This is a genomic window from Oceanobacillus iheyensis HTE831, assembly GCF_000011245.1.
Lineage (GTDB): Bacteria > Bacillota > Bacilli > Bacillales > Amphibacillaceae > Oceanobacillus > Oceanobacillus iheyensis.
Genome location: NC_004193.1, coordinates 303,356 through 315,693, shown reverse-complemented (window position 1 = coordinate 315,693; position 12,338 = coordinate 303,356). Strand labels below are relative to the sequence as shown.

Below are 12,338 nucleotides of genomic sequence, written 5' to 3'. Positions count from 1 at the left end.
AGAAATAGATTAAAATATGGTTAATTTTGTAAATTAATGCACAAAAAACCATCTACTTAGTTTTAGAGTAGATGGTTTTTTCATAAAGATTTATAGATATTTCCCTGTTATAGATAAAGGATTTTGTTTAATTTCTTTTGGAGTCCCTTCTGCCATTATACGTCCACCCTTAATTCCACCTTCTGGACCAAGGTCAATAATCCAATCACTGGCCTGGATCATACGAATATTATGTTCAACCATAATGACAGAGTTTCCCTTATCAATTAACCGGTTAAACAGTTCTAACAAGTATTGTATATCGTAGGGATGAAGGCCTGTGGATGGTTCATCTAATAAAAATAATGTGTTCTGCTTCGATTTCTTCATTAAGGAAGTTGATAGCTTTAGCCGCTGTCCTTCACCACCTGATAATGTTGTTAAGGATTGTCCAAGCTTCAGATATCCTAAGCCAATTTCTGTTAATAACTGTAGTACTTTTACAATCTTAGCTTCCCCTTTAAATACTTCAAAAGCTTCTTCCACTGACAGATCTAGGCAATCACTAATACTATGATTTTCATACGTAATACGCAGAATTTCTTCTTTAAATCTCTTTCCTTTACAAGTTGGGCATATTACTTCCATATCATTAAAAAATAGCATATTACTCATTACATACCCTAATCCCTCACAAGTCTCACATCTTCCGCCATTTGTATTAAAAGAAAAGTGTTTTGAAGTAAATCCTTGCGCTTTACTATCTTCCAGCTTCGCAAATACATTTCGTATATCCGTGTATACGTTCGTATAGGTAGCCACATTAGATCGTTTCATCTTTGAAATAGTTGTTTGATTAATGGTTATTACCTCATCAAACTGGTCTACCCCTTGTACTTTGGAATTCTTCTCTCCTACTACATCAAAGATAAGTGAAGACTTTCCGGAACCTGACACACCTGTAACACTAACCAGCATGTTTGTAGGGATATTTACACTAACCGAATTCAGATTATGATGTGTTACTTTATCTACCCCAATATACGTGTCTGTTTTTCTAACATCTTGTTTCGGCTCACTTTTATTTTCAAGATAGTTTTTTAACAAGGATCTTTCAGTATTATTTAGACTTTCTATTGACCCTTGGCCAATTAATTCCCCTCCAAAGCGACCTGCCTTTGGACCAATTTCAACTAGATAATCTGCTTCTCGCATTAGATCTGTATTATGTTCAATAACAATAACCGTATTTCCTTTTTCTTTTAGCTGTTTAAGTATAGTGATAATTCCCTCTGTATCTTTCGCATGTAGACTAGCTGTAGGCTCATCTATAATATAAACAACATCCGTTAAGTCTGAATCTAAAATTGCTGATAATCTTATCCGTTGACTTTCTCCACCAGATAAAGTGCTTGTTCCACGTTCTAAGGTGAGATACCCTAGCCCCAAGCGTTTTATTCTTGTGAGTTTTATTTTAATATCTTGTAAATACACATTTACAGCATTCGTTTCTGTATCAGGAAGCTCTTCATAACACTCTTCCACCCAATCCAATAATTGATCTAAGTCTAATGTTGCTATATCAGTGATAGAACGATTCATGACGCTTACTGTTCTACTTTGTTTATTCAATTTTGTACCATGACAATCCGAACATGTGTCACTATAAAAGAAGATAGATTCTTTACCCATATCACCTTGTTTATATTGGTATTTTTGCCAAAGATTTGTCAACACACCTTGAAATTTTCCAGCTGAAACTGTTTTTGGTTCTTTTATGTTTGTAAGAGCTAGAACTTCTTCACTACTCGTCCCATGACAGAGTAGAGCAAATTGCAATTCATTAAATTCTTGGAGTGGCGTTTGTTCTTCCAGAGGAACTCCGTAGTAATCCATGGTGGTCTTAATATTTGATAATTGGTAATCAAGATATTGGCCTGTCCATAATGCTACAGCTCCATTCTCTATGGAGGATTCCATATCAAATAACGTATCCATATTAATTTGGATAACTTCTCCGATTCCTTTACATGTCTGACATGCTCCTTCAATAGTATTATATGAAAAATGACTTCGTGTAAGTTTTTTATACTTATGTGTACAGTGGGGACAAATTTGATAAACAGTAAATTCTCCATCTACATGCTCGGTTTCTTCAATTGCTTTTGTGGGGTTAACTTCTTTTTGACAGTTCGGGCAGTTTCGGATGCCTAGTTTTTCATAGATCATTCTTAAACTTGTATACATCGCTGTTTTTGTACCAACAGTGGAACGAGGGTTGGATGATGTCTCTTGTTGCTTAATACTGATTGCTGGGGATACACCACTAATATGGTTTACCTTGGGCTTTTCAATTCCTTGCATCCCCATCGCCTCTAAATATTGGCGCTGTGACTCATTAAATAGAATATCGTGTGCAAGTGTAGATTTTCCTGAACCCGAGACTCCCGTGATCACGGTAAATTTACGTTTGGGGATACGTAAACTAATACCCTTTAGATTATGCTCGTTCGCATTGTCAATATAAATCCATTCTGACATTGACTTACCTCCTTTTCTATTGCAGAAAAATCATTATATATTTAAAAATCAAGCGATGCAAGTATGGTGTGGGGGCTATCTTCTAATTTGTACTATAAGTTTCTTCCACCATCGTTTGTATAAGTTGAATCTACCATAAAAATTAGACAGTAAAAATCGCTTGAAGCCTAATCTCCAAGCGATTTTCAAATTACAATCATTATTTTAGCACCGTTTCTGCTCTTTCGTCTTTTACAATTAAGAAGACTTTTCCTTCATCCATATCCTCTTCAAATTCGTGAGCTTCTGCGTCTGCTATTCCTAATTCAATAAGTTTCTCTCTTAATTCATCACCTTGTTTTTCAAAGGATCCGATATTTTCTTTATTATAGTCAATTCCTGAAATATCTGTATTACTTACGATCCGTGCTGTACGGTCATCATCATGGGATAACACAAAAATTTCTTTAGAGTTAATATCACTTTCTTTTAAAGTATTAATATCCTTTTCTAGCGTTTCATCGTTTGTATAAGCTTTTACAAATGGCATGATACTTACCTCCTATTAAATTTGGTTATATAATCTGTATTCCCAGTTTTAATAAAGTTAATCATTTTTATGAAAGGTAAAACACACCAACTAATAATAGATTGCTTATTAATCAATAGCTCCAAGTTCAGTTAATGAATCGAATATATTTCATTTAATAATTCGATAATTTTTGTACTCATATATTAATTCCTCTCTATCACCTATAGTTATCATGTGTAGGAACAAATAAATCCTCATTCGAATTCCGAACGACGGAAAAATGGTCTACATTATAATGGCCATGAAGTGTGGTATTATGATGCCGGATAATTTGTTCTCCACTTAACACTTCATTGCCTTTCGTTGAATGTCCATCTCCAACAAGCGTTACATCCATGCCATTAATCGTCGCAGTTCGAACAGCGCTATCAATACAATGCTGTGTTTCACAGCCCATAATAATTAAATGGTTGAACTTCTCTCCCTTTACATACTCTAATAGACCAGTCCCGTAAAAAGCATTTGTTGCCGATTTATTAAAAAACCTCGCATTTTCCGGTACATGTATGTTGCGATGAACGTCAAATCCTTCTCCACTACCTCCCGCCACATCAAGGTCTCTGACAAATACAACAGGCATATTTTCATTACGTGCTTTTTCAATCACATCATTAATAGTACTTATAAGTTCTTCCTTCAAAAAAACAGGTTGTTCTGTATCATTTCCATCCACTAAATCTTGTTGTACATCTATAATTAGTAGTAGTTGCTTGATCAAATCACTACACTCCTTCGTTTCTATACCACTTTGGTACAATCTCATCAAAATAATTGTGATCCTCTAGAAATGTGTATACTTTATCTAGCATGTCATCCAAGTTATCCGGGATTGTTTTCAATGTCCATACAACTGTCGAGAACACACACATTGCAAGATAAAGTGAATATAATTGCCAAAATACTTCATCTGGTTCTCTTCCACCGAAGTAACCTTTAATCTGTCCAATACAAAATGGAATACTAACCTCTCGGCTAAAAATACCAATCTTCAAGAATTCATGAACGGGATCCCCCCAATCGTATCGATTGAAATCTATTACTCCCGCAAACACGCCATTATTAATAATCAGATTAGAAAGGTTATAATCATCGTGTTGAAATGAATTTTGACGATCTTTCATTAAATGCATATGACCTTCAATAAACCGAATAATTTTTTCATCATTTTTTACTTGTACCCCACAATTTTGATAAGCTTCCATATACCTTTGGTGTTTGGTCACCTTTCTCGAGTACCAAGAAGAAATCTGTGGGGGAGCTTGGAGTTGATGTATCTTCTTGAGTTCTTTACCTGCCTTTACACCAACTTGGAATTGCTTTTCTTCAGATAGTTTGATGACTTCTATTTCCGCATCTTCTCCTTCGATATATGAAGTTATCATATACCCTAGTTGATCCACCTCTCCAATGGCAATAGGCCTTGAACAGGCTATTTGGTTTTCTTCCATTTTCTTTAGCACCATAAATTCTTGACGTTTCTGTTTTAACTCTGCGTTATCAAATATACGCAGTAATCGTTTTTGATTTTTCTCTGTATGAATTATATATTTCTTATCTGCAGAGAATCCTTTTTCAATTTGAATAATCTCCATACATTCACGTAATTCTGGTATTCTTCTTAATAATGCTTGATTAAACATCCTATCCCCCCTTTAACCCATCTCTACTTACTACTATTCTATCTTTATCCTCTTTTTCCTTTACAAACGTATACAAACGAACATTCAAATGAATACTTGAATATAAATAAATTTAGTATTACAATACAATCAAATGAATATTTGAATAAGGACGTGAATCTTATGATAACGAAAGATACTTGCGATATATATTGTCATAATGAAGAAAAGGTTAATCGTGTTCAAGTCAAAATGCAAAACAATGATTTAGAAGGTATGGCAAAGATATTCAAAGCCTTATCTGATCAAAATAGAGCAAAGATCACCTTCGCCTTAAGTGAAGAAGATGATCTATGTGTTTGTGATATTGCGAATATCATCGAGACATCAGTTGCAACAGCTTCTCATCACTTGAGAACGTTATATAAACAAGGAATTGTGAAGTACCGTAAAGAAGGAAAGCTCGCTTTCTACTCTCTAGATGATGATCATATTCGCCAACTTGTATCCATAGCACTAATCCATCATCAAGAGGTGGAAAATCATGTCTCATAGTCAAATTAATTCTAGTCCTAATGTAGAAACATATCGAATACAGGGGTTAAGTTGTACGAACTGTGCAGCAAAATTTGAAAACAACGTAAGAAAATTACCCGGAGTAGAGAATGCCCAAGTAAATTTTGGAGCATCAAAGGTATATGTAGAGGGAAACACAACCATACAAGATTTAGAAAAAGCAGGATCATTCGAAAATCTCAAAATCACAAACGATAGAGAACGTAAATCCGAGAAAACGATTTCCTTTTGGAAACAAAAGGATAATATCCGTCTCTATATTGCCGCGTTTATTATTGTTATCAGTCTTATCGCTAGTTATTCCTTAAATGAACAAAGCATTATCCCCACTATAGGTTTCGGTGCAGCAATTCTGATTGGCGGATATTCTCTATTTATGAAAGGACTAAAGAATTTAATCCAATTCCAGTTCGATATGAATACATTAATGACGATCGCCGTTATTGGTGCAGCATTAATTGGAGAATGGTTAGAAGGTGCAGCTGTCGTCATTCTATTTGCGATAAGTGAAGCATTAGAGCGATTTTCTATGGATAAAGCAAGACAATCCATTCAGTCCTTAATGGACATTGCACCAAACGAAGCGCTTATACGCAGAGATAATATAGAGCAAACAATCGATGTCAACGATATACAGATAAACGATATTATGATTGTGAAACCAGGACAAAAGATAGCGATGGATGGCATTGTCATAAAAGGTTCTTCGTCTGTAAACCAATCAGCTATAACAGGTGAAAGCATTCCTGTTGCTCGTATGACAGATGATGAAGTCTTTGCAGGTACATTTAATGAAGATGGATTATTAGAGATACGTGTTACGAAAAAAGTGGAAGACACTACTATTTCCAAGATTATTCATCTTGTTGAGGAGGCACAGGCAGAACGTGCTCCTTCACAAGCTTTCGTAGATAAATTTGCTAAGTACTATACTCCAGTAATCATGCTCATTGCTCTCATGGTGGCGATTGTTCCTTCTGCTATTACAGGAGATTGGAGTACATGGATATATCAAGGCTTAGCTATATTAGTCGTCGGTTGCCCTTGTGCACTTGTCATCTCTACACCCGTTGCGATTGTTACTGCAATCGGTAATGCTGCTAAAAATGGTGTATTAATTAAAGGTGGCGTGTATTTAGAAGAAACTGGTTCATTACAATCAATTGCTTTTGATAAAACAGGAACATTAACAGAAGGTGTGCCACATGTTACGGATATTGTTTCCTATCAAGGCGAGGAAGGTTCTAACTTATCACTCATCGCCGCAATTGAAAATGGATCCCAGCATCCACTAGCTGCTGCGATTATACGTAAAGCAAATGAGGATAATATTACCTTCAAAAATGTGGAGATGGAGAACTTCAAATCGATCACAGGAAAAGGTGTTCAAGCTACGATAGACAACAAAGATTATTATGTTGGAAGCCCTGATTTCTTTAAAGAGTTACAAACCTCCATCGATCCGACTATCGTACAACAAATAGAAGATATGCAATTAGAAGGAAAAACAGTGATTATTCTAGGGACTCATCAAGACATTCTCTCGTTATATGCCATCGCAGACAAGGTTAGAGCAGCATCAAAACATGTAGTGACTAAGCTAAATAAACTTGGAATGAGCACTGTCATGCTAACTGGTGACAACCAAAACACTGCTTCAGCTATCGGAAAGCAAGTAGGAGTTACCAATGTTAAATCAAATCTATTGCCAGAAGATAAGTTGAAGTATATTAAAGAGTTAACAAACAACGATCAAAAAACAGCGATGGTAGGAGATGGAATTAACGATTCTCCAGCACTTGCAGCTTCTACTGTAGGTATTGCCATGGGTGGTGCAGGTACCGATACCGCTTTAGAAACCGCTGATATTGTATTAATGTCAGATGACCTTAATAAATTGCCATATACAATGAACTTGAGTCGTAAAACGCTACGAATTATTAAAGAAAACATTATCTTTTCATTAGGCATAAAACTAGCAGCCCTACTGCTCGTTATTCCAGGATGGTTAACGCTTTGGTTAGCGATTTTTGCAGATATTGGTGCTACATTAATCGTAACGCTTAACAGCTTACGATTACTTCGAGTAAAAGATGATGTATAAACTATAAAGGAGTCAATGTATGAAGGATTATACACAGCTAACTTCTATTGAAATGGTTAGAGAATTTACAAGAGACAACCGATTATCATTCATATATATTTCTAGAGAAAACTGTAGCGTTTGTCATGCCGTATGGCCAAGGGTTCAAGAATTATTAAGTGACTACCCACAAATTCAATTAGGAAAAGTAGATGCAGATGAAGTGAAAGAAATCGCAGGGGAATATTTGGTATTTACGGTACCTACTATGTTTTTGCTCAAGGACCAAAAAGAATTATTTAGAGAAAGTCGATTCATTCGCATAGAACAGTTAAAAGAAAACCTAGAACGAGCTATAATTGATATCTAGCAAGGACCCAGTTTAATTAGACATGTATTGAATAAATTTAAGACGTTATCAAGAAAAACTCCTTGAGTATGGTTATTGTAGCTGCCTAGATTATAAGATAGAAAAAAGATAACACACTCATTGCTACTAAAGCTATAAAGAAAGAGGCTAGATTTTACTAGCCTCTTTTCAATGAGTAATCATACTAATTTTAGATTGTATTATTCAGTGAAAGATTTCGCGCCAATGTAATGATCTTGCCAGTAATCAATAGTGAAATCAGCAACACTTACACCATCATTTCCAGCGTGAATCATTTGACCGTCACCAATATAGATACCACTGTGAGAAGCTCCTTCAGTGTCATAAGTTCCTTCAAAGAATACAACATCTCCAACTTCAGGAGAGTCTACATGTACTCCATCGTTCTCCCACATTTCACTATGCGTACGAGAAATATCAATATCTACTTGATCGAATACATAGTTAATAAATCCACTACTATCCATACCATCTGTAGTTGTTCCACCCCATACATATGGAGTACCTACAACACTCTCTGCTGCAGCAACAATATCAGATTGGATGTCTCCAGACTCTGATGTATTTTCATCTTCGTCTTTTTCTACAATGTTCAATTCTTCATCAGAATTTTCATTTTGTACTGCCAACGCGTCTTTCGTATTTGGTCCTACAATACCATCCACTTGTAAGTCTTGGTCTGCTTGGTATTCTCTTACTGCTTCTTCAGTAATTGGGCCAAAGATTCCATCAATGTTATATGTATAATAACCTTGATCTTGTAATTCTTCTTGCAAATCTTCTACTGCAGAACTTACATCTCCGCGCTGAATTAGTCCCACACTAGGTGAAGTTTCTTCTTGCTCTGTTGCGTTCGGTAGGTTACTTTCGCTAGCAGGTATATCTCCCTCCGACGCTCCTGCTCCAGCATTAGCAAACACACTTCCTGCAAAAACAGGTGTTAGAGCTAATGAAGTAACAAGTGCTGTAGAAAGCACATATTTCTTAGCTGATAGATTGGTCTGTGCCAACGTTATTCCTCCTTTATTTCTCTACTATACTAGTTAAAATATGATAATTATCGACAAAATCCATCATATTTTACCACTGTACCCAATCTATCATATGAAAATCACAGTGCATTAACATAGAGTTTAAGGAGAAATAACAATTTATTTTACTACTATCTAGTCTTTTTTTCTTAAACATGGAAAACAAAGCCGGTAAATAGCAAGATTTTAACTGAATGTTAAAAATATCCAATTAAAATTAAATTAAAAATCTCGTTGTACCCCCAATAAATATCATGTTTTATCCTTTTTCACTTTAAATGTTATAAAATTAGTCCATATGAAAATAATACTTAACACTATGTTCACTATTAACCCAGTAATATACGTATAATCAGTATTTAACAACTGCAACTGCACTTCATTAGTAAGTACCTTATCCATATCTAAGTAACTCAACGGATTGTATGGATGTTGAATTAATGTAACTCCAAAAACAATTAAGCCAACCAGTATTACGTTAAAGATAGGTTCCTTGATAAATTGAGAAATAAAGTAATAAATAGAATATATAAACAAACTCATAAACACTGTAAATAGGAAAGTACGAATTAAATACTCCTGCAAAGTTATAAAATGAAATGTGTCTTCTACTGCATTGACTTCCATGTATTCTGTTGTATATCCGTCATAAACCAGTACCGGGTAGTCTAAATCACCGAAACCACCAATGATCGTTCCAACTAATATCGGTATTGCTATCATCAGAAGTAGAAAAAGAAAGACTCCTAAATAGCCAGTCAGATATTTTACTAAAAAAAGCTTTGATTGGTTTATAGGCAGAGTTTTATAAAATTGTAAATTAGGACGCTTCTTGGTTGTTTCAAGCGAAAGTGTATTTCCAAAAATAAAACAACCAACTAAAATGACAATAGGAATATAAAAGCTTTGTATCAATTGATAGAAGAAATATATACCTTGTTTACTATATCGCTTTGTACTTTCTTCCCATTTCTCTAGTGTATTCCCACTGAAATCATCATAAATTGTTGGTAGAAACATAGAGTCTGGACTCTTGGATCCAAATGAATCAATATTGTGCTCCAATAAATATTTTATTTCTTCATAACTTGCTCGCAAGGTAAAATTGGATATTGGCTGTTCTTCAAAGCTAGAACCACTTGGTTGGTCAGGAGGTGGATATGCAAGAATCTCTAAGCCTTCTAAATTTCCTTTATAAATATTAGACCATTCTCCATTCTTATATGCTTCCTTTAAATCACTATATCTTTGATGTCTAGAACGAGCATCATCTTCCATCAGTGTAGCTTCTTCTATTAATGCTTCATCCTCCGCCTCCATAGCCTTCTCTTTTTCGGTAGCCCAATACTGTATGTCCTGCATCCACCAATTAATTTGTTGATCATAATAGGTCAATCCTTGTTTTTCGACATTCGTCGTTAGGATCCAATTCAAACTATAGATTCCCACTATAGCGAAAATACTTAAACTTATAAAAAACCATATCAACTTTCTTGTAAATAGTTTTTTAAATTCAAATTTAAATACATTCATTTTACGTACTCCCTCCTTTTGCTAGATGTAATAGCTAAAAGAAGTAGAAGCGTCGTAATACCTATGTTAAGAAAAACCCCTATCCATGAGGCTTGTTTCTGCTGTAAGGTTACAACATCCAATTCTTGATAACTCCATGGTAGAAACGGGTATACGAAGCCACTTTTGATTACCAAAAAATTAATCAAGAATAAAAACAAGATTACTAGGTGTACAACTAATGTATTTTTCATTAAAAACATCAGCCATACAAATAACGCTGTAAGTGTTAACAAGTAGAGCATTCCGAATATAATCGATTGCTGAATATAGTCTTCTCCTAGAATAAAGTTCATTTGTTCAGTATAAAACGGATACTCGAACGGATTGGGTAATTCCTTCCCAAAAGTGGCAACTATGAAATAAGTAAATAAAAGAACGATCCCAAACCAAGTCATTCCACTTAGAACTAAGCCGCCCCATTTGGATAGAACCATTCTACGAGAAGAAATGGGTAAACCATAGGTCAACCGAATGGTATTATCATCAAATTCTTTGATCATCGGCGTTCCAATAATAACGATTAATATAAGAAACCCAAAGGTATTTAATAAGAGTTGAATGACTTGCTTCATAAATACGGCAGGTTGAATAGACGCATTCAAATTTTCCTTTGGTAACTGTTTCATCAATAACTCTTCATTTAGTCTAATTTCATCCTCCATATCTATTTTTGATAACGGATAGTTCTTCTCTAATGAATGATATTTTATTGCCAAATCATAGGTTTCATTTTCCAATTGTAATGCGGTAATTTCTTCATCTTCATTAATTGCGGTTATTAATTCTTCGTGTTTTCCATATAAAGAACTTCCGACTTCAACCTTTTCCTCCAATATCGGGTCTACACCTTCACCAATTTCTCTTCTGTCTTCCTGATCACCCATTAGTTGTGAAAGAACATTCGAAGCATGGTCTTGATACATTTCTATTTTTTGCGACTTTACAATGTCCTGATAAATATAGTTACGTATAAATAATCCAGCGATAAGTATCATACTGACCAAAAGAAGAAGTATGAATGCTTTTGATTTCCACAGTTTCTTCCATTCAAATAATAATATCTTCATTTCATCAGCCTCGCTTACCGAAGTATGTTTCATACAACTCTTCAGATCCCGAAACTTCTTTTTGAATATCCAATATAGATATCCCACTATTCTGTATATTTTGGATGAACTGATTTAAGTTACTTTCTTCCATAATTACCTTCATACCATTACTGCTATTTTCTTGAATCGTATATCCGGCATCTGTGAACAGACGTTTTCCTAAATCCTCATCTGATAACTTGAATATGTACTGAGTCTCCATATGTTTTAATCGGTCTACTTCAACCAGCTTTCCATCTTTTAAAAAAATAATGTTATTCGTCACACGATCAATTTCAGCTAGATTATGAGAGGAAAGAATTACAGTTGTTCCTTGCTCTACTAATTCGAGTAAAATATTTCGCATAAGAATAGCACTGGATGGATCTAGTCCTGTTAACGGCTCGTCCATGAACAAAAGCTTCGGTCTGTTAACAATGGAGATTGCCAGCAGTAAATGCTGCTTCATCCCAAGGGAATAATCCCCAACCTTTTTATGTAAATAACTATCCATTCCAACATATTCGGCAACTTCCTTTATGCGACTCTTAGACAATTTATGTATATCACAAACAAACTTCAAGTGATCGTATCCCGATAAATAATGAAATAACACTGTATTATCCTGGAGATAAGATACTTGCTTAAATACCTGATAATTTTTGTTTGATTCCCCAAGTAGATAAATTTCTCCCTTACTAGCAGGAATAATATTACAAATACAATTTAATAAAGTGGTTTTCCCCACTCCATTCGGACCAACTAATGCCCAAATCCCGGGGTGGTCAATCGTTAAATTTATCTCGTCAATAACTTGTTGAGATTTGTACTTTTTGGATACCTCTTTTAACTTTAAAACAGCTATTACAATCACTCCTTACAAA

The 12,338-nt window shown here is 34.8% G+C and carries 11 protein-coding genes; 3 read left to right on the top strand and 8 right to left on the bottom strand.

Translation table 11 applies throughout. The annotated features are described in order from the left end of the window. Nucleotides 1–90: 90 nt before the first annotated feature. The 4 genes from OB_RS01640 to OB_RS01625 all read right to left on the bottom strand — a co-directional run bounded on the left by OB_RS01640 (nucleotide 91) and on the right by OB_RS01625 (nucleotide 4,731). Nucleotides 91–2,520 carry an ATP-binding cassette domain-containing protein gene (locus OB_RS01640; protein WP_011064683.1) on the bottom strand — a complete coding sequence of 810 codons (2,430 nt, stop codon included), beginning with the start codon at nucleotides 2,518–2,520 and terminating at the stop codon, nucleotides 91–93. A 199-nt stretch (nucleotides 2,521–2,719) separates the two neighbouring features. Beyond that, nucleotides 2,720–3,049: a general stress protein gene (locus OB_RS01635; RefSeq protein ID WP_011064682.1), complete on the bottom strand. Its 330-nt coding sequence runs from the start codon at nucleotides 3,047–3,049 to the stop codon at nucleotides 2,720–2,722. Between the two features lie 199 nt (nucleotides 3,050–3,248). Continuing rightward, on the bottom strand, nucleotides 3,249–3,806 hold the full coding sequence (locus OB_RS01630; RefSeq protein WP_041544423.1) for a cysteine hydrolase family protein: 558 nt from the start codon (nucleotides 3,804–3,806) through the stop codon (nucleotides 3,249–3,251). 7 nt (nucleotides 3,807–3,813) lie between these two features. Beyond that, nucleotides 3,814–4,731 carry an aminoglycoside phosphotransferase family protein gene (locus OB_RS01625; RefSeq protein WP_011064680.1) on the bottom strand — a complete coding sequence of 306 codons (918 nt, stop codon included), beginning with the start codon at nucleotides 4,729–4,731 and terminating at the stop codon, nucleotides 3,814–3,816. 162 nt (nucleotides 4,732–4,893) lie between these two features. On the opposite strand from OB_RS01625, the gene OB_RS01620 reads away from it, so the two are divergent. Genes OB_RS01620 through OB_RS01610 form a run of 3 tightly spaced genes read left to right on the top strand, consistent with a single transcriptional unit; the run spans nucleotide 4,894 to nucleotide 7,739 of the window. After that, nucleotides 4,894–5,265, top strand: coding sequence for an ArsR/SmtB family transcription factor (locus OB_RS01620; protein ID WP_011064679.1), 372 nt, complete (start codon nucleotides 4,894–4,896; stop codon nucleotides 5,263–5,265). Next, on the top strand, nucleotides 5,255–7,390 hold the full coding sequence (locus tag OB_RS01615) for a heavy metal translocating P-type ATPase (RefSeq protein WP_011064678.1): 2,136 nt from the start codon (nucleotides 5,255–5,257) through the stop codon (nucleotides 7,388–7,390). Before OB_RS01620 ends, OB_RS01615 begins: the two co-directional genes overlap by 11 nt. 19 nt (nucleotides 7,391–7,409) lie before the next feature. After that, a complete protein-coding gene (locus OB_RS01610; protein ID WP_011064677.1) occupies nucleotides 7,410–7,739 on the top strand; it encodes a thioredoxin family protein in 330 nt (109 codons plus the stop codon). A 200-nt stretch (nucleotides 7,740–7,939) separates the two neighbouring features. On the opposite strand, the gene OB_RS01605 is transcribed toward OB_RS01610, so the two are convergent. The 4 genes from OB_RS01605 to OB_RS01590 all read right to left on the bottom strand — a co-directional run bounded on the left by OB_RS01605 (nucleotide 7,940) and on the right by OB_RS01590 (nucleotide 12,328). Further along, a complete protein-coding gene (locus OB_RS01605) occupies nucleotides 7,940–8,770 on the bottom strand; it encodes an NlpC/P60 family protein (protein WP_011064676.1) in 831 nt (276 codons plus the stop codon). Between the two features lie 273 nt (nucleotides 8,771–9,043). Next, the gene (locus OB_RS01600; RefSeq protein ID WP_011064675.1) at nucleotides 9,044–10,324 is read right to left on the bottom strand and encodes an ABC transporter permease; all 1,281 of its coding nucleotides are present in this window, start codon (nucleotides 10,322–10,324) and stop codon (nucleotides 9,044–9,046) included. Beyond that, nucleotides 10,321–11,466, bottom strand: coding sequence for an ABC transporter permease (locus OB_RS01595; protein ID WP_081427486.1), 1,146 nt, complete (start codon nucleotides 11,464–11,466; stop codon nucleotides 10,321–10,323). The genes OB_RS01600 and OB_RS01595 overlap by 4 nt, the downstream gene beginning before the upstream one ends. Further along, nucleotides 11,438–12,328: an ABC transporter ATP-binding protein gene (locus tag OB_RS01590; protein WP_011064673.1), complete on the bottom strand. Its 891-nt coding sequence runs from the start codon at nucleotides 12,326–12,328 to the stop codon at nucleotides 11,438–11,440. Before OB_RS01590 ends, OB_RS01595 begins: the two co-directional genes overlap by 29 nt. Nucleotides 12,329–12,338 lie beyond the last annotated feature (10 nt).

Excerpts from the sequence above, each read along its gene's own strand:
- OB_RS01620 (WP_011064679.1), top strand. The coding sequence starts at position 4,894 with ATGATAACGAAAGATACTTGCGATATATATTGTCATAATGAAGAAAAG.
- OB_RS01640 (WP_011064683.1), bottom strand. The coding sequence starts at position 2,520 with ATGTCAGAATGGATTTATATTGACAATGCGAACGAGCATAATCTAAAG.
- OB_RS01625 (WP_011064680.1), bottom strand. The coding sequence starts at position 4,731 with ATGTTTAATCAAGCATTATTAAGAAGAATACCAGAATTACGTGAATGT.
- OB_RS01600 (WP_011064675.1), bottom strand. The coding sequence starts at position 10,324 with ATGAATGTATTTAAATTTGAATTTAAAAAACTATTTACAAGAAAGTTG.
- OB_RS01615 (WP_011064678.1), top strand. The coding sequence starts at position 5,255 with ATGTCTCATAGTCAAATTAATTCTAGTCCTAATGTAGAAACATATCGA.
- OB_RS01635 (WP_011064682.1), bottom strand. The coding sequence starts at position 3,049 with ATGCCATTTGTAAAAGCTTATACAAACGATGAAACGCTAGAAAAGGAT.
- OB_RS01595 (WP_081427486.1), bottom strand. The coding sequence starts at position 11,466 with ATGAAACATACTTCGGTAAGCGAGGCTGATGAAATGAAGATATTATTA.
- OB_RS01610 (WP_011064677.1), top strand. The coding sequence starts at position 7,410 with ATGAAGGATTATACACAGCTAACTTCTATTGAAATGGTTAGAGAATTT.